Annotated in this window: 19 protein-coding genes; 5 read left to right on the top strand and 14 right to left on the bottom strand. The window is 60.7% G+C overall.

Annotation, left to right across the window (positions count from 1 at the left end; translation table 11 throughout):
- Positions 1-220: 220 nt before the first annotated feature.
- From ANT_RS00245 to ANT_RS00235, 3 genes are read left to right on the top strand one after another with little or no spacing between them, the layout of a single operon-like run.
- Positions 221-1,534 (top strand): BCD family MFS transporter, encoded by a 1,314-nt coding sequence (locus ANT_RS00245; protein WP_013558482.1) that lies wholly within the window; start codon positions 221-223, stop codon positions 1,532-1,534.
- A 34-nt stretch (positions 1,535-1,568) separates the two neighbouring features.
- Positions 1,569-3,242, top strand: a complete 1,674-nt coding sequence (locus tag ANT_RS00240; protein WP_013558481.1) for a helicase HerA domain-containing protein — start codon at positions 1,569-1,571, stop codon at positions 3,240-3,242.
- A 46-nt stretch (positions 3,243-3,288) separates the two neighbouring features.
- Positions 3,289-3,957 (top strand): MgtC/SapB family protein, encoded by a 669-nt coding sequence (locus ANT_RS00235; RefSeq protein WP_013558480.1) that lies wholly within the window; start codon positions 3,289-3,291, stop codon positions 3,955-3,957.
- 75 nt (positions 3,958-4,032) lie between these two features.
- On the opposite strand, the gene ANT_RS00230 is transcribed toward ANT_RS00235, so the two are convergent.
- The 4 genes from ANT_RS00230 to ANT_RS00215 form a co-directional block, all read right to left on the bottom strand.
- A complete protein-coding gene (locus ANT_RS00230) occupies positions 4,033-4,770 on the bottom strand; it encodes a class I SAM-dependent methyltransferase (protein WP_013558479.1) in 738 nt (245 codons plus the stop codon).
- A gap of 119 nt (positions 4,771-4,889) precedes the next feature.
- Positions 4,890-5,306, bottom strand: a complete 417-nt coding sequence (locus tag ANT_RS00225; RefSeq protein WP_013558477.1) for an arsenate reductase ArsC — start codon at positions 5,304-5,306, stop codon at positions 4,890-4,892.
- Positions 5,303-6,397 carry a hypothetical protein gene (locus ANT_RS00220; protein WP_197534076.1) on the bottom strand — a complete coding sequence of 365 codons (1,095 nt, stop codon included), beginning with the start codon at positions 6,395-6,397 and terminating at the stop codon, positions 5,303-5,305. The genes ANT_RS00225 and ANT_RS00220 overlap by 4 nt, the downstream gene beginning before the upstream one ends.
- A complete protein-coding gene (locus ANT_RS00215; protein ID WP_013558475.1) occupies positions 6,370-7,206 on the bottom strand; it encodes a DNA-methyltransferase in 837 nt (278 codons plus the stop codon). Before ANT_RS00215 ends, ANT_RS00220 begins: the two co-directional genes overlap by 28 nt.
- 430 nt (positions 7,207-7,636) lie before the next feature.
- On the opposite strand from ANT_RS00215, the gene ANT_RS00210 reads away from it, so the two are divergent.
- Positions 7,637-8,905 carry a glycosyltransferase family 2 protein gene (locus ANT_RS00210; RefSeq protein ID WP_013558474.1) on the top strand — a complete coding sequence of 423 codons (1,269 nt, stop codon included), beginning with the start codon at positions 7,637-7,639 and terminating at the stop codon, positions 8,903-8,905.
- Between the two features lie 262 nt (positions 8,906-9,167).
- Here the strand turns inward: ANT_RS00210 and ANT_RS00205 are convergent, their stop codons facing one another.
- From ANT_RS00205 to ANT_RS00160, 10 genes are all read right to left on the bottom strand, one after another.
- Positions 9,168-9,755 carry a hypothetical protein gene (locus tag ANT_RS00205; protein ID WP_013558473.1) on the bottom strand — a complete coding sequence of 196 codons (588 nt, stop codon included), beginning with the start codon at positions 9,753-9,755 and terminating at the stop codon, positions 9,168-9,170.
- Positions 9,756-9,779: 24 nt separating this feature from the next.
- Positions 9,780-10,835: a hypothetical protein gene (locus tag ANT_RS00200; protein WP_013558472.1), complete on the bottom strand. Its 1,056-nt coding sequence runs from the start codon at positions 10,833-10,835 to the stop codon at positions 9,780-9,782.
- 32 nt (positions 10,836-10,867) lie between these two features.
- Positions 10,868-12,604 carry a glutamate mutase L gene (locus ANT_RS00195; RefSeq protein ID WP_013558471.1) on the bottom strand — a complete coding sequence of 579 codons (1,737 nt, stop codon included), beginning with the start codon at positions 12,602-12,604 and terminating at the stop codon, positions 10,868-10,870.
- A gap of 12 nt (positions 12,605-12,616) precedes the next feature.
- Positions 12,617-13,273, bottom strand: a complete 657-nt coding sequence (locus tag ANT_RS00190) for a hypothetical protein (protein ID WP_013558470.1) — start codon at positions 13,271-13,273, stop codon at positions 12,617-12,619.
- 3 nt (positions 13,274-13,276) lie between these two features.
- Positions 13,277-16,042, bottom strand: coding sequence for a zinc ribbon domain-containing protein (locus ANT_RS00185; RefSeq protein ID WP_013558469.1), 2,766 nt, complete (start codon positions 16,040-16,042; stop codon positions 13,277-13,279).
- Positions 16,043-16,045: 3 nt separating this feature from the next.
- Positions 16,046-16,678, bottom strand: a complete 633-nt coding sequence (locus ANT_RS00180) for a hypothetical protein (protein ID WP_013558468.1) — start codon at positions 16,676-16,678, stop codon at positions 16,046-16,048.
- Positions 16,675-17,430 carry a DUF6754 domain-containing protein gene (locus ANT_RS00175; protein WP_013558467.1) on the bottom strand — a complete coding sequence of 252 codons (756 nt, stop codon included), beginning with the start codon at positions 17,428-17,430 and terminating at the stop codon, positions 16,675-16,677. Before ANT_RS00175 ends, ANT_RS00180 begins: the two co-directional genes overlap by 4 nt.
- Entirely contained in the window at positions 17,427-17,681 is a 255-nt protein-coding gene (locus tag ANT_RS00170; protein ID WP_041454418.1) for a hypothetical protein, read from the bottom strand. The genes ANT_RS00175 and ANT_RS00170 overlap by 4 nt, the downstream gene beginning before the upstream one ends.
- Positions 17,682-17,878: 197 nt before the next feature.
- Positions 17,879-18,607, bottom strand: coding sequence for a PIG-L deacetylase family protein (locus ANT_RS00165; RefSeq protein WP_041454416.1), 729 nt, complete (start codon positions 18,605-18,607; stop codon positions 17,879-17,881).
- A gap of 69 nt (positions 18,608-18,676) precedes the next feature.
- Positions 18,677-18,856, bottom strand: a complete 180-nt coding sequence (locus ANT_RS00160) for a hypothetical protein (RefSeq protein ID WP_041454414.1) — start codon at positions 18,854-18,856, stop codon at positions 18,677-18,679.
- A gap of 78 nt (positions 18,857-18,934) precedes the next feature.
- Here ANT_RS00160 and ANT_RS00155 point away from each other — a divergent pair, with 78 nt between their 5' ends.
- Complete coding sequence (locus ANT_RS00155) at positions 18,935-19,714, top strand: alpha/beta hydrolase (RefSeq protein WP_013558464.1); 780 nt, start codon at positions 18,935-18,937, stop codon at positions 19,712-19,714.
- Positions 19,715-19,901: the final 187 nt, after the last annotated feature.

Here is a 19,901-nt window from a genome sequence, read left to right as displayed (position 1 = left end):
TTGCAAGCCTGTACCCTCAGCCATGGCGCGCGTGCGCCGAGCCTGCCGAGGCGCGTACGCCTTCTTCCCTTCGCGTCCTTTGCGCCTTCGCGGTAAATCCCCCCGCCCTCACGAAATCGGCGAAATTTCCCGCTTATCCTTATGCTCTTCATCCCCGCTTAACCTTTTCTGCGTACAATCAGGGTAACACTGCTTCGTCGAAAGGACTTGCTTTATACTTATGTCCATGATGGTGAAACGTCTCCAACTGGCTCTGATTCACACCGCCGTGGCGGTGACCCTCGTCCCCATCAACAGCACGCTCAACCGCGTGATGATTAAAGAACTGGGCATTTCGGCGGCGCTGGTCGCCCTGCTGGCGTCACTGCCTTACGTGTTTTCGCCCCTGCAGGTGCTGATTGGCTCGTACTCCGACCACCACCCCATCCTGGGACTGCGGCGCACCCCCTACATCGTCCTCGGCTTGCTCTTCTGCGCCGCGGGCGTGGTGCTGGCACCTCTGGCGGCGGTGGAAATTCCCGTTCAGCCCGTGCTGGGGCTGTTGCTCACCCTGCTGGTCTTCATGGCATGGGGCATGGGCTTCAACCTCGCCAGCGTGTCTTACCTGGCGCTGGCATCGGAGATTTCCGGCGAAAAGGGGCGTTCGCGCACCGTTGCCATCATGTGGGTGATGATGGTGGTGGGCATCATCCTCACCGCCGCCACGCTGGGCGGCATGCTGGAGCGCTTCGATTACGCCGCGCTGAACCGCGCCTTCCTCACCGTGGCGCTGGGCGCGCTGGGGCTGGGCGCGCTAGGGCTGATTGGACTGGAAAAGCGGGTTTCCGCTCAGCCTGCCCTGCCGCTGGATGAAGAACGCGAATCCTGGCAGGTCATCTTCCGCAAGGTGTTTGCCAACCCCGAAGCGCGCCTCTTCTTCGGCTACCTGCTTCTGCTGTTGACCGCCCTGCTGGGGCAGGACGTACTGCTAGAACCCTACGCCGCCGAAGCCTTCGGGCTTTCGGTCTCCGCCACCACGCGCATCACCTCGATTTGGGGCGGAGTCATGCTCGTTGCCATGCTGGCAACCGGCTTTCTGGAAACCCGCCTTGCCAAAAAGACGCTGGCGCGCGCCGGCGGCTGGGTAGGCTTGCTGGGCTTTGCCCTGATTGCCCTTTCCAGTTTGCTGGCTCAGCGCGGAGTGTTCTACGGCGGGGTGCTTCTGCTGGGGGCTGGCACGGGCATCGCCACCATCTCCAACCTCTCGCTGATGCTGGACATGACCACCGCGCGGGTGGGGCTGTACATCGGCGCATGGGGCATTGCCAGCGCGCTGGCGCGTCTGGTGGGCAACCTGCTCTCCGGTGTGGTGCGCGATGCCGTCACCTTCACCACTCAGAACGCCCTGGCGGGCTACCTGACCGTGTTTATCCTGCAGGCGCTCTTCCTGCTGGTTTCGCTATTCCTGCTCTCCCGCGTGGACGTGCGCCGCTTCCGCGAGCGGGAATCTCTGCCCTTTGCCGAGCGCGCCGCCATCGCAGGCGATTTGTCCTGAATCACTCATTGAGTCCAACCTTTGGAGGGGAAACATGGCTTCTGGAAATCCGGTCATCGGTTACATTGTGGGAGGAAACCTCAAACAAGCCGTGCGCGCCCGACTGCTCGTCCCCACCCGTGACGTTCAGGAAGGGGCGTTTGTGGTCATCGAAGACGGCGATTTTAAGTTTTATGGCTCGGTCACCAATATTGAATTGGGCTCTACCGATGAGCGCTTTGCCGACGAGCAGAGCGAACAGCGCCTGCCGGCGGACCTGGCAAAGTTACTGCACGGGCAAACCCTCTTCACCACGCTGGAAATCATGCTCTCACAGATGGCGCACAGCCCTGAGGATCTCTCCCCGCCGCTCTTCAACGGTCCGGTGGCAGTCAAGACCATCCCCTCGCACCATGCTCAGGTGCGTCTGGCAGACGCGGGCGACTTTGCCGAAATCTTCGGCGATCCGCACGCGCCGGGCAACCTGGTGGTGGGCTACAACCGCGAGCAGGGGCATCCCATTCCCGTCCGCCTGGGGGAACTGGTGAAGCGCTCTTCGGGGGTGTTCGGCGCTACCGGCACGGGCAAATCCTTCCTCACCCGCATTGTGCTGGCGGGCATCGTCCATCACAACGTAGCCGCCTCGCTGATTTTCGACATGCACAACGAGTACGGTCCCAACGGCATCGACTCCGACCGCAATCAGATAGTGCCGGGACTGCGCGGCAAGTTCCCCGGCAAGGTGCGCCTGGTGGGATTGGGCAAGACGAACATCATCAACGGAATGACGGTGGATTTCACCCTGGAAATTGGCGAGGAAGACATCGAAACCGGCGATATCGAGATGCTCACCCGCGAACTCAACCTCAAAGAGACCACCCCCACCGTGCTTGCCGCTCTGGAACGCCAGTTTGGCAAGCGCTGGTTCTCGGAATTTAAGAACATGAAAGTAGGCACAAAAGTAGAAGGGGAAGACGGCAAGCCCGTCCCCGCGCCCGACAGCGTGGAATTTTGGGCGCGCGAAGCCGGGGTGCATGAATTGGCAGCAGTTGGACTGCACAGCAAACTTCAGCGCGTCTTTAACCTGCCGTATATCGTCCCCAAGCCTGCCGCTGCCCCTCTCAAAGCCCTGCTGGATCATCTGGAAAAAGGGCATCACATTGTCCTGTCGTTTGGCGAACATGACCACGACCTGGATTATCTGCTGGTGACCAATATCCTCACCCGGCGCATCCGCGAGGCGTGGCAAAAGAAAACCGACGAATACCGCTCCGACCCCCAAAATAAGCCGCAACCCCGCCCGCTGGTGATTGTGGTGGAGGAAGCCCACAAACTGCTCAGCCGCGAGATGGCATCGCAGACCATCTTCAGCACCATTGCCCGCGAACTGCGCAAGTACTACGTCACCCTGCTGATTGTGGATCAGCGCCCCTCGCAGATTGACGACGAGGTCATGTCGCAGTTAGGTACGCGCATCTGCGGCTGGCTGGGCGATGATGACGACATTTCGGCGGTGCTTTCCGGTTTGCCCGGCAAGGAGGCTTTACGCGGCTTCCTCTCCCGCCTTCAGCCCAAAGAAGAAGCCATGATGATGGGCTGGGGCATTGCTATTCCCATCCCCATCCGCACCCGCAAATATGATGAGGAATTCTGGAAAGACCTGCTGGGCGACCCCCTTCAAAAGAAAGATGAGGCGGAACTGCTGAAGAATCTCGGCATCCGCGATTAATCCCTGCAGGTTGTGCCTCGCGGCTTCCTGCAGATGGAGGTGAAGCATGATTCCTGAAGGCGAAATTTTCGTGCGCGTGCTGGTGGCGGCTCTGCTGGGCGCGGTGATTGGTGTGGAGCGCGAAATCAGCAATCAGCCGGCAGGGATGCGCACGCACATTGTGCTGGTGGTGGGTGCGGCGCTTGCCATGACCCTCTCCATCAACCTGTCCATGCAGTTTGCCGGCCTTGCCCCCGGCGGCGACCCGGCGCGGCTGGCGGCGCAGGTGCTTTCGGGCATCGGCTTCCTGGGGGCGGGCGCCATCCTGCGCTTTGGGGCAAACATCAAAGGCTTGACCACGGCGGCTTCGTTATGGACGATGGCCGTGGTGGGACTGGTCACCGGCGCGGGCTATTTTGCGGTAGCAGGCGGAGTAACCGCCCTGTTGCTGGTGGTGCTGACCCTGCTGAACCTGCTGGAGAACCGCGTCATCAATCCTACAGTAACGGTGGAGTTTACGGTGGTGGTTGAGGAAGAGCCGGGGGTCATTCCGAAGATTCGCGCTCTCCTGGAGGAACACAGCCGCGCGCTGGAGTCATTCCGCCTGCGCCATCACGTGCGCCATGCGCGCTTCCGCGTGGATGCGGTTGTGCGCCTGAACCGCGGGAAGGACGCCGAGACGCTTCAGCAGAAATTGAGTGAACTCAAAGGGGTGAAGATCGTCCGCTATCTTTAAGCCCGCTGAAAGGTTTGCGCCGTGGTTTTGTCAAAAAGCGCCCCCCGATCCTCTCGAGGGGGCGCACGCCGGGGTTTAACCGATTTTCTCCACCACCCAAAAGTGGGAAAGCCCGAAGATTCGCAGGGGGGTGGCTTCCAGGGCTTGCAGAACCGCCCGCAGAACTTTGCCCAGCGCCGGCCTGCGGGCGATGATGTTGTCGTACGCTCCAAAGACAATGGTGCGCTGAACCACCCGCACCGGCAAGCCTGCAAAAAGGCGCTGAAGGTCGCCTGCCGTATAGACGCGCACATGCGGGGCAAGGCGGTCGCGCCAGCGCCGCGGCAGGTAGTTGACCAGCGGAATGTTGCCGAAGCGGTAACGTCCGCGCCAGTAAATGCCGTGCGTCTCAAAGGGATAGCCGCGGTTGGGGCAGAAGAGGGCAATGCGCCCGCCGGGCTTAAGCACCCGCACCATCTCGCGGATGGCTCGGGCATCGTCCTGCACGTGTTCCAGCACCTCGTGGCTGAGCAGAAAGTCGAAATGGTTTTCGGGGAAAGGCAGGGCTTCGCCTGCGCCGCACACCACCTGCGGTGCGGACTGGTGCGCTTCCACCGTACGCTCGTGTTCAATGTCCAGTCCCACGGCCTGCTGTGCCAGCGGGACAAAACGCGCCAGGTACATGCCCACGCCACACCCATCCACCAGCACCCTGCCGTGAATGCGCTCACCTGCCGCCGCCAGCATCATCTTCAGACGGCGTTCCTGCCCGGCGCGCCAGACATATGAGGGTTCGCCGCGCAGGGCGGCTTTGGGGGAATGGCTTGCGTTCATCGGCTTGGGCTTGTCCTCTTTTCCGTCAGGTTTGAGCGAATTTTACCCTACTTCCGGAGCGCAGGCGCAGAAAAACTCCCGGCGCGGGAGACTGAAAGGAAAATTCCTGTTAGAATGATTTATTCCAGCCCGGCAAGGTAGCCGCACACCCGCTCGCGGATGGCATCGCGGGTCTGCACAAAGGCGCGCCATTTTTCCTCATCCGTGCCTTCCACTTTGGCGGGGTCAGGGAAGCCGATATGCACCCGTTTGCCCCTGCCCAGCCACACGGGGCAGTTCTCGGCGGCATCATCGCACACGGTGATGACCACGTCAAAGTCCTGCCCGTAGAACTGCTCCACCGACTTGGACTCGCCCTCGTGGACAATGCCCGCCTCGGCAAGGGCTTTGAGCGCCAGCGGATGCACGTACCCGGCGGGCTGCGTGCCCGCGCTGAAGGCTTGCCAGCGCTCGCCCAGGTCGTGGTTAATCAGCGCCTCTGCCATCTGCGAACGGCAGGAATTGCCCGTACACAACACCAGAACACGTTTTTTCATCGCTCATCACTCCCAATGAGATTCTCATTGAGCATAACCCAAAATCCGTTCGCGCGGGCTTCTCTTAACAAGATATTAAGGGTTTCGACGATTTGCGGTGTTTCATGCAAAAGCTCTCCGGTGGTTAATTTCAGCACCGGCTGAGGGATATATTTCATCCCATTCAGAGAGACATCTTTTAGATTGGTGTACAGTATCATCTTGAGCAAACCGTCTTTGATGTCGGAGAGTGATGGCAGGGAAGCGTCCCGGCTATGCTTTCCTTCCATGAGCAAGAGGCTGTTTTCATGGATCTCCACTTCATCGCAGGTAAAGTGGTACTCCCCGCCTAAATAATTCAGGATGGTAATTTTGGCTTTCTTCCCTTTAAGATTTTCTTTGGGTTGGACGGTACGAAATTCCCTTTCCTGAGCCTCTTGAGCCATCCTGCGGGAAAACGAGATGAATTTTTCTCTTCCTGCCGAGAAGACCGCCAGGCGTTTTTCCACCGCCTCAAAAGAGTGCATTTTCACACCGGTTCTCTCGCTGATGACTCGATAAGACTCGCAAGCCAGCCGTCCAATTTCGGCTAATCGCTCCGTCTGTACCAGATTCCAGTGAAGCGCATCCGAGCGATAGTTCATCACGGCGTGGAATTGCTCAAGAAGGAAATTGATGTCCATTTGCTGGCGGGTGATTTTATTGGGATAGTGGGGATTCTTCTCCGCATGGCTATAAAAACCCAGAATGACGTACACCCCCAGCAAACTCATCAGCGAGACGGTATCCCATTGCAGGTAATCCCTCTCGCCGTCAAAGCCTTCATCTTTGTAAACAGGGATTAAAGTGATTTTCTTTCCCTGAAAGCCATAGGTATCGTAGACCCGCGCAAAGGGGTAAGAACGGGTGCGCTTGGGAGATACCCAGACACTAACAGCCACCTGAGATGAATCGGGAAACCGTAAAAGAAAGGAAGCATCCGTTTGGAGTGCTTCCTGTAAGTGAGAAATATCGTATTCGTTCAGTTTTCTCCCAAAGAAAGGCTGGTACTGAATCCCTTCAATGGTAGCGTGGATGTGCATGGCTACTTTTCCTCCTGGCGAATCAGGCACTCGAAAGTATCCTCCCCGTTAAACAAACCATGCTGGTTTCCAAAACCGACTTTGGTAGTGATGATAGGAATTAAAGCCTCGTTGATTTCAATGCCGATGCTGTTGCGTCCCAACTGGCGGGCTACTTTCATGGTCGTGCCGCTCCCGCAGAACGGGTCCAGCACGGTCTCGCCCACATAGGAAAACAACTGGATACAGCGATAGGGCAATTCCTCTGGAAAAGCCGCAATGTCTTTTTCCAATGGGGAATTGGGAAGCACATTCACCATTTCCCAGAGGGTCATGTACCACTTGTTTTCCTGAAATTCTTTGATGTTAATTTTCGAGGCTTCCCGCACATCTTGCGGGACGGATTTGTAATCAAAGCGTCCTTTCTGGAAAATGATGATGCTCTCCAGCAGGTTATCAGGGTAAAAATACATGGGATAGGGGTTTTGGAGCAGTACACCGCTTCTGCGGCTGATGCGCAGATAGCCTTCAGGCTTTTTCCAGATGATGCGATCACGGTAGCGAAAACCGGCATCCAGAAAAATGCGCGTGGCATCGGCGACGATGGGAAATTTTTCGCCATCTACCAGCATGTCGTCAATATTCAGTACAAAAATCCGCCCGTTTGCCAGCACCCGATAAGCCTCTCTGGCTACTTGTTTCAGCATTTCCAGGTAATTCTGATAACTGCTGTACAGTCCTTTGTAATCAAACGGAGCATTGAAATACGGCGGGGAAGTGACCACCAGATGAACGGATTCATCGGGGATTTCAGGCATGTTTACCGAACTACCAATGATTAACTTATGATTTGTGCTCATTCACATAACTCCAATGAAAGGCGATGACCGCCATGAAACGCCTTAACCCTTTTCTGATTTGGTATTTCGATTATATCAGCCCTTCCCGATTCGGCTCGCCGTAAGGTTAGAGCGAGGAATTTCTATTAAAATGAGACTTTTTTAATTTTTAAGGCGCATTTCCTGAACAAATTCCCTGACCTTTGATATACTCGCAATCTTGTGGCAAAGTCTCTTGGTTCAGAGACCGCCGCCATCATGACTGGCCCTTTAACCACTGCTGTTCTCATCCATGCGAACGCCGAAGGGAACCTCTCTCCGCCCTCGCGAAGCACGGGCTTCGCAGGTTGGCTGACGAAAAATCTCCCTTTCGCAGAGGTGAAGCGACGGCAGGGGTATGGTATTTGACCTCAAGAATCGCCATGGTTCTTGAGGGAGGAGTGAGAAAGAGATGGATGCACTGGATGCTCGGACTTTGAGAGCGGTATTTTCGTTTGTCTTAACCCTGCTTCAATTGCCCGCTATGGGCGTATTTCTGTATTTCATCACCCTCTCGGCGTTTGCCTGGGTACGCCGCCAGGAACCCAACGCCGCGCAGTTCCCGCTGAAGCACCGCTTTGCGCTGGTGGTGCCTTCGCACAACGAGCAACTGGTCATCGGCAAGATTGTCGAAAACCTGAAGGCGCTGGATTATCCCGCCGACCTGTACGATATCGTGGTCATTGCCGATAACTGCACCGATGCTACCGCGCAGGCGGCGCGCGAGGCGGGCGCGCTGGTGCTGGAACGCTTTGACGCCATCCGTAAAGGCAAGGGCTACGCGCTGGAGTGGGTTTTCCCGCAACTCTTTCAGCGCACGCCGGCTTACGATGCAGTCTGCATCTTTGACTCCGATAACCTGGTCTCGCCCAACTTTCTGAAAGAGATGAACAAGCACCTCTGCCTGGGGCATAAGGTGGTGCAGGGCTATCTGGACAGCAAAAACCCACTGGATACGTGGATCTCGGCGAACAACTCCATTGCCTTCTGGATTGGCAACCGCATGTACCAACTGCCGCGTTCTTATCTCGGCTTGAGCAACGTGCTGGGCGGCACGGGGATGATGATTGCCAGCGATGTGCTGAAATCCATCGGCTGGGGGGCTACCTGCCTGACCGAAGACCTGGAGTTTACCGTCAAGGTTGTCCTGCAGGGCATGAAGGTGCACTGGGCGCACGACGCCGTCATCTACGATGAAAAGCCGCTGGGCTTGCGCCAGTCCATGCGCCAGCGGGTGCGCTGGATGAAGGGACAGGCGGATGTGATCTCCCGCTTCTTCATTCCCCTGCTGAAGCGTTTCTGGACTCAGCGGGACTGGGTGGCGCTGGATCTGGCGGTGTACATCCTTCAGCCCGTGTTCATCCTGGTCAACTTCTTCTGCCTGATCATGGGGCTGATTCTGTCCGCCGTCTTCCCTCAGCCCGTGCAGTCTGAAACCAACGCGGTGATCTCTCAGATATTGTTCCTGTTGATGCTCTACATGAACGGCTTTTTCCTCTTTCTGGAAGGGCGCGCTTCTCCGGCGGTGCTGGGGTATTTCCTCACCTACCCGCTCTACAACCTCACCTGGATTCCGGTGGTCATGGTGGGCTTCTGGAAGAAGAACCACAAAGAGTGGTCGCATACTTTGCATACCCGCGTGCTGGATTTGAGGGAAGTTCCGCACGTGCGCAAGGCGTAAAGCATCCCGAGCCTGCCGGGACGAACGCCGTTTCATTTTCCGGCAGTACGATTCCCCTTTGCGCTCTTCGCGCCTTTGCGGTACTTCTGAACCTTCTTTGACACACCGGAAGGGGTTTAAAACAAGCGATGGCGGTCTGTGCCACACTCACAGAACCGCCATCGCGGTCATTTCACCATGACCTCAGCGGCAAAAGCCGACCAAGCGGCATCCGGCAGGGCAAGCCCACCGGACTCCCGCGCCCTGCAGTTTTTAAAAGTCCTTACGATGAGCGCAAGCGCCGCGCCACCAGAATAATCACCACCAGAGCAACGCCAATACCGATCATCCCGGGCAAGCCTACCTGATCGGCAAAGCCGGTTTCAGGCAGGGCGGTGGACGTGGGCAGTACCGTGGCGGTGAACTTCCCTGCCGCCAACTGCGTCTGCTGAGCCGACAGGGTGGCTTTCTGCGCATCCGACACCGAGGTAGGCGTCAGCGTGGGGGTGGCAGTGGGCGGCTGAACGATGACCGGGGTGTTGGTGGGCGGTACAGGCGTCGCCGTGGGGATGGGCGTCGCCGAGGGGGTGAGCAGTAACAGCGCCTGCTGAGCATTCTCGGTGGCGGCAAAGGCAGTAGCCGTGTTTGCCGCTAACTGGGCTTGCTGTTGCTCACGCAGGGCGGCGTTGCGCTGGGGCAGAACAAACAAAACCACCGCCACCAGCGCAATGGCAACCAGCACAAAAATCCCGCCAATCACCCCCAGAGCAATCAGGAAGTTGCGATTGCTGGGCTTTTCTTCCTGTGGCTGTGGCTCGGATGGGGTTTCCTCTCCAAAGTCGAAATCCTCAAATGGGTTCTGGTCGGACATCTGCGCGTTCTCCTTCTTCGTGGATTATACCGATTGTATCACTTCCAGATTCGCCAGGGGTACCACCACCAGCGTGTCTTTGCTCAGGCGCACCTCTGCCGCCTGCGCACGCACACCGTTGGGCAGGGTAGTCAGTCCGGGCAAAAGGCGCACCAGCACGCCCACATGAGAGGGGTACGGCGCCCCCAAAATGCGCACTTTCTGATCGGGTTTGAAGTAGGCAAAGTCTGCCGCGGGCTCGCCCACCGCCGGCAGGGGGATGATGAGTTCCGGGCGTTCTCCCGCCTGCGGGCGGAAGGGGGTGGACAGCGCTACATCGCGCTTGTCGTTGGTGCTGATGAGCGTGTAGGCGGCTTCGTTCATGGGGATGCGCCCAAACCCTTCGGTGAGCATCACCGGATAACTGACACTGCGCGCCACCGGCACCAGGCTGGCGCTCATGCTGGAGAGAATCAGCCCGCGCAGGGGCAGTTCCTCGCCCATGCGCAGGACTTCGGGGTCACTGCACATCCCCCCCACCACCACCGCGCCGCGCAGACTCACGTCCATCTTCTGGCGGGTCAGTTCCTCGTCGGGGGAGTTAAGCAGGTTGATCATCATGCCCTCGGCAACGCGGTCGTTGCCCCAGGCGCCCTGAATCAGCGCGCCCTGTCCTTCGATGACCGCCCCGCGTTCCTGAATGACTTCGACCACGTAGCCCGGCACCCCGGCAAATATCTGGATGGGCTGGCTCTGCACCTCGATAATCACCCGCCCGCCGGCAATCATCACCACCTGACCATCTGCGGGGGCGCGCACCATGCGCGGGAACAGCCCGCCGGTCTCGGCAATCACATCGCCGGCAAAGATGCGCTCGCCTTCATTGCGCACAATGACGCGCTGAGCCTGTTCCACACTGCCCAGGCGCAGGGCGCGGCGCACATCCACCAGCACATGCTGAGCGGGGATTTGCGCCTCGGCAATGACATCAGAGGCGTTGACTTTTTGACGGCTGGCAACCAGCACCCGACCGCTCACCGGCAGGGTGCGCACCCGCCGAATGCTGGTCAAGCCGAGAATATGCGTTACCTGTGCGAGCATAGACTTTCCTTATCCGTTCTCCGTTGCAAGGTTCATACCGGACGCCGGGTTTCCAGCGCCTGTGTCCAGCGCAAGAGCAGTTCGCGGCGGCGGTTGGGTTCGGCGGGCAGGTTCAGCGGTCTGCCGCGCGCGTCAATCACCGCGCCGCACAACCCGCCGACAATTTTGAAGCCGCCAGCGGTCTTGCGGCGGGGATCAATCTCGGTGCCGCGCAGGGCTTCCAGATACAAACGCGCGCTCTGTCCATGCCGGATGGGCAGAGGCACCAGCGAGCCCTGTTTCACATCCACCTTGACCTCGTTGCCGTCCTCAAAGACTACCCGTGCCTTGAGGATGGGCGTACCGGGTTTGGCATCGCTCACCGGGCAGATGACCGCGCCAAGGTTCTGGAAAGCCCCGCTTTCCAGAATTTGCACCGGCAGAAGTGAATTAGCGCCTGCAATTGCCCCCAAAGCGGGCATCAGCCCGTAGGGGTCGAGGAATAGGGTGCTCACGCCGGTAGGCTGAAGCCCGTCTAACAGCATGAGCAAAGACTGCACCGGCGAACCCGTCTGAGCCAGCGCCGCGCCCCCGGCAAAAATCGGCTCAAAGGTCATGGCGCAGTCGGGATAATCTTCCAGATACGCCTGCGCCGCATAGCGCAGAATTTCGCGCACCAGCCCCTGTTCGATGGCTAAGGTGGTCGCCGTGGCGGGGATGGTGGCAGGGAAGAGGCTCTTCTGCCACAGGTAATCTTCCACTTCCTGCGTGGACACTTCCATCGGCACCCAGCGGGCAACATCGGCGGGGGAGATACGCTCCAGCGTGCCTTCCATGCCCAAGCCATTGCCCAGCGGACGGAAGACCTTCAGGCGCTCCCTGCCGCCAATTGCCCCCGCCAGATAGGTGGCGTGCGAGCCCACCTCGACGCCCAGCACACCCTTGGCGGGGTCGTAGAGTTCGCTCAAAAAACGCATCAGGCGCAGAGTGGCGGCGGCAGTGGGCTGTACCGGTGTGGCGGTCAACTGCCCCAGCCCGCTCAGCCCGCCGAACTGCTGTCCGCGCAGGCTGACGGTCATCTTTGCCAGCGCGTCCGCCGCAGGGACGAGATCTTCCTGATCGAAAGTTGGGCGGATATTGGGCGCGGTAAACACCTCGGTATAACGGCTGAGCACTTCCTTCAGTTTTTTAGTCAGCGCCTGATTCCCGCAGTAGAGAATCTTGGGGCGCGATTCCTGCCGCATGGTTTTCAGCGCCAGCAAAACCAGTTCCACCAGTTTGCTCACCGAGCGGGTTGCCCCCTGCTCGGTGCCGCCCGCCAGGATGAAGAAATCGGCGTTGGCTTGCAGAAGGGCGTCCAACTGCGCATCCTGACGGCGGTGGTCGTTCAGCCCCAAACTCTCCACCACCTTGCCGTAGGTGGTCGAAGCCAATCGCCGCGCGCTTGCCAGCGAGACCTCTTCCAGCAAGCCGATGACCACCATGCGCACATCGGCGCCCGCCGAGAGGGTCAGCGCGAGCCGATCCACCCCCGAACCGTCAGGGCGGGTGGGCAGGATGAGGCGGCTTCCCTCATCCATCAGCGGGCGCGAGGTGATTTCCTGCAAGCGCGTCAGCGCCAGGTGCACCCCTTCTCCCACATCGTGAAAGGGCGCCGCCCAGGTGCTGGGAGCACTGCCCGCCGCCAGAAAGTGATAAGTGCCATCCACCACGTCAAAGAGCAGGGCGCGGGTGGTGGTGGAGCCGATATCAATGGCGAGGAAGGATTCCGCATCAATTACCGAAGCCATGTGCACCTTTCGCTAGGAAAGAAGTCGCGCAAGCAAGAGCAAAATGGCTTGCACGCGGTCAAGAAGCGCGGTGATAGAGGCAATCAGCACGCCGGAGAACAGCGCGCCCAGGGTGATGCCCAGAAACACCTGCCCCACCCACGCCAGGGCTTCCATCCATGCCGGACGTTTGGGCACTTCGCCGGAAAGCGAGGCGCGGGCAGGGGCAGAGAATTGGAAATATGCCAGCACACCCACCGCGCCGATGAGCGCCAGCAAACCTTCCAGAATGCCGCTGCCACTGCGGAAGGGGGCACCCGCCGCGCTCACCTGCCCCAGCAGGGTGCCGAACACCGAACCGCCAATGGCAACCGCCGCGCCCACTCCCACCAGGAACGCCATGGGGGCTTTTCCCAGAAACGCCAGGCGCGGTGAGACCTTGAAGAGCAGTAACGCTGCGCCCAGCAGAGGCACTACCGCCAGCACACGCTCCGCCATCGTCCCCAGGAAAATGGGTTCAATAAGGCGCGGCATCAGCACCTGATAGAACACCACCACAAACACATAGCCCGCCGCCACCCCGACGAAGAGATAGGTTGCCACACGGAAAAGGAAGTTATCTCCGAAGATGTAAGAGAAAACCATCAGGGTGAGCACCACGCCCACAATCATCCACACCCATTCCATCATAGGCTACGCCTTTCTCCTGCCAGAACGTTTGCTTCCGCCGGAAAGCGCCGAGATGACAATGCCGAACAGGAAGAGGATTAAGCCCATCAATACCGCGCTCTGGTAAGCGCCCCAGAAGCGGGAGGCTTCTCCGCCAGCGGACATCAGGCGTTCGTAGCCCGCCCCGCCGCGTAAACCGCTTACCAGCCCCTGCACCTGCGCCGAACCCAGATACGGCGCCAGCATGGGTTCAGCCTGCGCGCTGGTAATCATCATCAGCGGGACACTGCCCAGCAACGGCTGAACCTGCTCCACCCAGGCGCGCCCTACTTCGGGGCTGTCGGTGAGGACGATGACCAGCACAAAGTCCTGAATGCTGTTGACGCCCTGGGCAACGGGACGATCCCACGCCCCCACGCCGGTCAGGGCGGTATCCAGCGCCGAGGGCGCGGCGCGGCGCGGATTCTGAGCAAACTCCAGCAGGGAAGTGGTCCCGCCTGCCAGATAGCCCAGGTTGAGGGTGCGCTCGCCCACCACGTACTGCGGACGAGCCAGCGCGGCTTCGCGCACCAGTTCATCCGCCAGCACCGGACCGCCCACCACCGTGGAGACAATGAACAGGCGGGCATTGCGGTCCATCAGGTGGCGCAGCAGTGCGCTGGAAGCAAAGCGCATCTCCGCATTGTGCGAAGGCTCGTACTCCACCGCCAGCAGAACGGGGGCATTCTCGGGCAGGGCATTCACCCGCTGATAGAAGGCTTGCAGACCCGGCACCGCCGCGGGGTTCATCTCGGTAATCGTGAACGAAGGCGCCAGCATGGTCAGCAGAGACAGCACCAGCAGTAACGCCAGGATGACCCGCAGAATCACCTGCGGGGCGCGCGAGGCTTCGGGCACGATTTCACGCGGTTTGGCTTCCAGCGCCAGAACGTTCTCCAGCAGGGCGGCGTTGGCACGCTGACGCTCGCTGACCTTCAGGCGCACCGAATACGCCGGCGGCTTGCGGTAGCGCGAGACGATTTCCTCTCCGGCAATTACCCCCACCAGCCCTTTGAGCGGACCGGCTTCTTCCAGACGCTGTTCACCCTCTTCCACCATGGTCTGCGAGGGCAGCACCGCTTCGAGAGGACGCATCTCTTCCACCCAGGCAGGCAGTTCGGCAGGCGCCAGAGATTCCGCCGGGGTTTCTTCCTCTACTGCGGGGACTTGTTCTGCCATTTCGGCGGTCTCTTCCGGAGCAGTGCCCAGCCATTCGGGCAGTTCTACGGCAAAGGGCGCTTCGCCTTCCACCGGAGCGGGTTGCTCTTCCGGCTCGATGAGCGGCGGCACGACCGGACCGGCGGGTTCGGGCGGCGGCTTAACCCCGCTGAGCCACTCCGGCAGGCTCTCATCCACAAACGGCGAGACCGGCTCGGCGGGCATTTCTTCGGGCTTTTCTTCCATCTGACCGAAGGTGGTCAGCCAGTCGGGTAATCCACTCTCTTCCGCCGGGGCAGGCGCGGGTTGTTCATGCTCGGCGCGGAATTTTTCAAAACCTTCATCGGTTACCCATTCCGGCACGGCAGGGGCTTCGGGAGCTTCTTCTGCGCTCGGGGTTTCTGCCACCCACGGCGGGAGTTCTTCCCCGGCGGGTTGCCCGGCGGGAGCGGTTTCCTCCGCGCCAAAGCCAGCCATCCACGGCGGGAGTTCCTCCCCGGCGGGTTGCCCGGCGGGAGCGGTTTCCTCCGCGCCAAAACCTGCCACCCACGGCGGGAGTTCCTCCCCGGCAGGTTGTTCGGCAGGGGCAGTTTCCTCCGCGCCAAAACCAGCCACCCACGGCGGGAGTTCTTCCCCGGCAGGCTGTTCGGCAGGGGCAGTTTCCTCCGCGCCAAAGCCAGCGCCAGCCAGCCACGGCGGGAGTTCTTCCCCGGCGGGTTGCCCGGCAGGAGCGGTTTCCTCTGCGCCAAAACCTGCCACCCACGGCGGGAGTTCTTCCCCGGCAGGCTGTTCGGCAGGGGCAGTTTCCTCCGCGCCAAAGCCAGCGCCAGCCAGCCACGGCGGGAGTTCTTCCCCGGCGGGTTGCTCAGCAGGAGCGGTTTCCTCCGCGCCAAAGCCAGCGCCAGCCAGCCACGGCGGGAGTTCTTCCCCGGCAGGCTGTTCGGCAGGGGCAGTTTCCTCCGCGCCAAAGCCAGCCACCCAGGGGGGCAGTTCCTCCCCGGCAGGTTGCTCGGCGGGAGCGGTTTGCGCTCCCAGTGAAGCAAAGAAAGCCGCCATGTCATCGGGGATGGCTTCCCGCGGCGTAAATTCTTCCTCGGGTTGTTCGGGCAGGGAGAAGCCTGCTTCCGGGGGAATTTCCGGGACTTCCTCGGCGGGGGTCTGCCACTCGCGCAAGCCCGAAAGCCAGTCGCCCTCCTCTGCCGAGGGGGCAGGCGCGGGGCTCTCCGGCGGCGTGGCGGCAGGCTCGGCAGGAATTTCCCACGGCAGGGGCTCTTCCGCGCCTGCGGAAGGCGTCTCCCCGCCGCTCAGCCCGCTCAGCCAGTCGGGGATGGGGGCTTCTTCCTCTCCGCCTTCGGGAGCGAACAAATCCAGCGGTGTACCCCGTTCGGCTTCGCTCTGTGAGCGGATTTCCTTCAGCCAGTCGGGCAGGTCTTTCCCACCGCCCGCCTCTCCCCCGGAAGGCGCAGAAGGCGTGCGCAAAGCGCTCAACCAGTCGGGCAAATCTTCCGCCTCTAAACGTGCGCCGCAAAACTGGCAGATGAGGGCATCTTCCGGATTACTCTTTCCACAGGTTGGACAGAATTTTTCAGCCATAGGTTACCCACTGTACGGGCGGTCAGCGCCCAGCAGGATGCGCAGTCCGGTCATCAGACTGCCCAGGGCGATGCCAATCAAAATGCCCCGTCCCCCGGCGATGGGCAGGCGCTCGAAAAAGCCAATCAGCCCGCCCAGCAGGGGCGTTTGTTGCAGGGGCATGAGCAAACCCGCGCCCAGCAAGAGGAAAAACACCACCGAAACCACAAAGACAATCGCCATCACCCCCTTGCGGCGCTGAAAGAGGCGCATGCTGGCAAAGACCAGCGTCACCGCCAGCAAGCCCAGCAGGGTGGCTTCCACCGGCACCTGAATTGCCAGCACGGCTTGCTGGAAGCCCGGATCGGCGGGCGTGAGAATCATCCCGGCAACAGCCGTTGCCAGGAACGCCAGCACCACCAGCACACTGTAACGGTCTGCTTCGCGGCGGGCGCTCATGCGGCGCAGGTGGGTGAGGAAGAGGTGAATCACCCCCACCCAGGCGGCAATCCCCGCCAGCACTACCGCCCAGCCGATAAAGACGGCGCGCACCGCCTGAATGTACGCCAGAGAAGTCCACTCCGGCGGGATGAGATAGCCCAGCAGGACAATCAACCCCGCCGCAATTGCCAGAGCCGTCATCACCGGAGATCTCATAGGCTCACTCCCGCCAGTCCAAGAATTGCCGAGAGCACCATCAACCCGATGACCACCCAGCGCAGGATGTCCTGCACGCGCAGGCTGGTCTGGTAAATGGAACCGGCTTGCAGGTACGCCGGGACGGCAAACAGTTCTTCGCCAATCAGGGTTTCCTCGGCAGTGACGTACAGCACCGACTGCGCATCCAGCGCGTCGGAAGCGCCCAGCGAGAAGGCGTTCTCATGTTCGGATGCCGAAGCCATCAAGCCGACTTCGGGACCGAAATTGCCCACAAACAGGTTGGCAGAGATACGTTCCTGATGGATGACCGGCAGTGCCGCGGCAGTGTACGACATGGGGGTAGCGCCGGTCAGACGTCCGCGTTCGGGGTCGTACTGTTCGGGCACGTTGGCAATGCGGTAGGCGGCTTGCAGGGTGTCCTGACTGAGCACGGTAAGCGTCCCTTCGCCGCTGGTGGCTACCGGCGGGCGGTCGCTGACCAGACTCAACTGCGCCACGCGCTCCAGCGTGCTCAAGCCCACCAGCGCCGAGGCGTTGGTCGGGCTGAAGATACTGGCTTTGCCAATGGAGAGGTGAATGCGCGAGCCATCCTCCACCGAAAGCCCCAGGGCGCGGCGCGCGCGCTGTAAGGCAGGGATGGTGCGCAGGACCACTTTGCGTTTGCGCAGGGCAGGCAGGGAAAGAATCAGGGTCAGGGCGCCAGCCAGCAGTACCAGCCCAAGCCCAAGGATGGATTCAAGCCAGATCACGTGGTGTTTTCCTCCCGTAAGAATGAAGCAAAGGCAATTCTCTCTTCGTCATCTTCGCACAGATGCGCCAGCGCCTCCAGTTTCTCCGTGGACACCCATGCCCCCAGCAAAGGCTGGCTCAGGGTGATGACCTGCCCCATCAGAATGGAGAGCGGCGCGGCGCCTTCCAGCAGGGCGGCGGCAAACTCGTTTAAACCCCAACGTTGCAAGGTTTGCGCCCAGGCATGCCAGTACGCACGATATGCCTGCATAGTAAGAGTATAGCACAAGTTGAATCCCGTGTTGGAGATTTTTTATCCGCTTGGGTCAGAGCAGAGTTGATCAAACGTTCACCCTGTCCCCGTGGCTGGACGGGCAGGACAGCGCCAGAAACTCCGGCAACTTATCGGACGGCTTCATCCTCCGATGCGGGGTCTGCGGCGGAATCCCAACCTCCTGATATATCCCCTCACCTCCGCCATAAGAACGTCCCGCCGCCGCGCCGATAAAACGCCTCCACCTGCTCGCGCATGCCCGCCTCACTGCCAAACAGGCGCTCCACCTGCGAGGTGTAGGCGGCAATGGCATCCTGCCAGCGCGCCAGCGCCTCGGCGCCCACCTCCACGCGCAGGATGCGCTCCTCGGGCAAACCCGCATCCAGCGGCAGGTTGTGCCATTGAGCGTAAGGGAAATCGGCGTAGTACCACAGCGGACGGTCCAAGCCCTCCGCCGCCATGCGCGTCAGGCGGTGATCCACATGGTTGCCGTAGGACAGCGGCGCCACCACCTGCGCATCGCGCGGGATACGGCTCGCCCAATTGCGCCGCAGGCGCACCGCCAGATCCATCTCGGCGGGATGGACGGGAAGCCACAAATCCTCACTGCGCCGGATGAGCGGCGAACCGTCGGGCAGGAAGCGGTAGATGCAGTCGGGGAGCATGCCGTGCCGCACGGATGCCCCGATGAGCGCGCAGGCAGTCCGATCCTCGGCGCGGCGCAGAGAGACCAGATTCGCCCCCACGCCCAGTTCCTCGTGCATCTGCCGGGCAAAGGGCGGCAGGGGACGGTTGCGGTCGGAGAAGCCGCCGCACACCGTCCAGATTTCCACGCGCTCGCCGCGGCGGGTCTGTTCGACAATCATCCCGCCGCAGGAAAGCACGGCATCGTCAAAGTGCGGGGAGAGATAAATCCAGTGCAACGAAGCCTCCATGAGAAAAAAGAGGGAATGTCTTTGAGAATTTTGCTTAAAAACAGCCGCGCCGTCAAGTTAGAGAGGCGGGGAAGATACGCCCGTCCGAGTCAGCCAGTCCATGCCAAAGGCTGAGCCGCGCATGGTGAGCCTGCCCAACCATGCCAAAGCCGAGCGTGTCAAAACCAGCGTCCCCCTCGGCAGGCTCGGGGTACGCCCCATCTTTTCTTCGCGCGCTTTGCGTCCTGGCGGCGGCATCTATGCATATCCCCCGAGCGGGGTGTGCCGCCCACGGATTCGGTTTTCGTGTACAATTCTCTTACAAGGAGGTTCACGATGCCGCTCATTCATGCTGATTTCTTCTCTCAAGCCCTGCAGTTGTGCGTGGAAGTGGACGTCATCCTGCCCCTGCGCCCCTGGAAAGGCACGGGCACGCGCGACGATTCCCGCCACCCCACCCTTTACCTGCTTCACGGTCTCTCGGACGACCACACCATCTGGCAGAGGCGCACTTCCATCGAACGCTATGTGGAGGAATACGACCTCGCCGTGGTCATGCCGGCGGTGCACCGCAGTTTCTACACCGACATGAAAGCCGGTTACCGCTACTGGACGTATGTCTCCGAGGAACTGCCCTATGTGATGCGCTCGCTCTTTCCCCTCTCGGACAAACGCGAGGACAACTTCGTTGCCGGCTTGTCCATGGGCGGGTATGGCTCGTTCAAATTAGCCCTCTCGCACCCCGAACGCTTTGCCGCCGCCGCCAGTTTCTCGGGCGCCCTGCACATGGCGCTGGCATATCAGGACCCCACCCCCGAGTGGCAGGCGGAACTGAATCGCATCTTCGGCTCGCTGGATGAGTACCAGGGAAGCGCCAACGACCTGTTTGCGCTGGCGGAACAAGCCAAAGCCTCCGGCAAGCCCCTGCCCACCCTGTACGCCTGGTGCGGCACCGAGGATTTCCTGTTGCCCGCCAACCATCTCTTCCGCGACCATGCGGAGAAACTGGGACTGCCGCTGACCTACCGCGAAGGTCCGGGCGATCACTCGTGGAAGTACTGGGATGAGCAGATTCAGGTCTTCCTCCAGATGCTCCCCCTGAAGAAACTCGCCTGAGCCGCGCCAAAGCCATTGGCGAAGGCTGAACCTGTCGAAACCGAGCCTGTCGAAGCCGCTGGCTGAGCCTGTTGAAGCCAGCGTACCCCTCGGCAGGCTCGGGGTACGCCGTCCGTGCGCCAAGCCTGCCGAAGCGAGCGGGATGGACGCATCGCCCCGCTCGCTTGCGGCGGCACAAGCATGTCCT

The organism is Anaerolinea thermophila UNI-1, assembly GCF_000199675.1.
GTDB classification, from domain to species: domain Bacteria; phylum Chloroflexota; class Anaerolineae; order Anaerolineales; family Anaerolineaceae; genus Anaerolinea; species Anaerolinea thermophila.
Note: the sequence above shows the minus strand (reverse complement) of the source record. Positions and strands in the feature narration are given on the sequence as shown.

Bases quoted from the DNA above. Each gene is read 5' to 3' on its own strand.
- ANT_RS00190 (WP_013558470.1), bottom strand. From the start codon at position 13,273: ATGATGGAATGGGTGTGGATGATTGTGGGCGTGGTGCTCACCCTGATG.
- ANT_RS00225 (WP_013558477.1), bottom strand. From the start codon at position 5,306: ATGAAAAAACGTGTTCTGGTGTTGTGTACGGGCAATTCCTGCCGTTCG.
- ANT_RS00155 (WP_013558464.1), top strand. From the start codon at position 18,935: ATGCCGCTCATTCATGCTGATTTCTTCTCTCAAGCCCTGCAGTTGTGC.
- ANT_RS00160 (WP_041454414.1), bottom strand. From the start codon at position 18,856: ATGCCGCCGCCAGGACGCAAAGCGCGCGAAGAAAAGATGGGGCGTACC.
- ANT_RS00205 (WP_013558473.1), bottom strand. From the start codon at position 9,755: ATGTCCGACCAGAACCCATTTGAGGATTTCGACTTTGGAGAGGAAACC.
- ANT_RS00185 (WP_013558469.1), bottom strand. From the start codon at position 16,042: ATGGCTGAAAAATTCTGTCCAACCTGTGGAAAGAGTAATCCGGAAGAT.
- ANT_RS00215 (WP_013558475.1), bottom strand. From the start codon at position 7,206: ATGAGCACAAATCATAAGTTAATCATTGGTAGTTCGGTAAACATGCCT.
- ANT_RS00210 (WP_013558474.1), top strand. From the start codon at position 7,637: ATGGATGCACTGGATGCTCGGACTTTGAGAGCGGTATTTTCGTTTGTC.
- ANT_RS00240 (WP_013558481.1), top strand. From the start codon at position 1,569: ATGGCTTCTGGAAATCCGGTCATCGGTTACATTGTGGGAGGAAACCTC.
- ANT_RS00200 (WP_013558472.1), bottom strand. From the start codon at position 10,835: ATGCTCGCACAGGTAACGCATATTCTCGGCTTGACCAGCATTCGGCGG.
- ANT_RS00170 (WP_041454418.1), bottom strand. From the start codon at position 17,681: ATGCAGGCATATCGTGCGTACTGGCATGCCTGGGCGCAAACCTTGCAA.
- ANT_RS00180 (WP_013558468.1), bottom strand. From the start codon at position 16,678: ATGAGATCTCCGGTGATGACGGCTCTGGCAATTGCGGCGGGGTTGATT.
- ANT_RS00230 (WP_013558479.1), bottom strand. From the start codon at position 4,770: ATGAACGCAAGCCATTCCCCCAAAGCCGCCCTGCGCGGCGAACCCTCA.
- ANT_RS00235 (WP_013558480.1), top strand. From the start codon at position 3,289: ATGATTCCTGAAGGCGAAATTTTCGTGCGCGTGCTGGTGGCGGCTCTG.
- ANT_RS00195 (WP_013558471.1), bottom strand. From the start codon at position 12,604: ATGGCTTCGGTAATTGATGCGGAATCCTTCCTCGCCATTGATATCGGC.
- ANT_RS00245 (WP_013558482.1), top strand. From the start codon at position 221: ATGTCCATGATGGTGAAACGTCTCCAACTGGCTCTGATTCACACCGCC.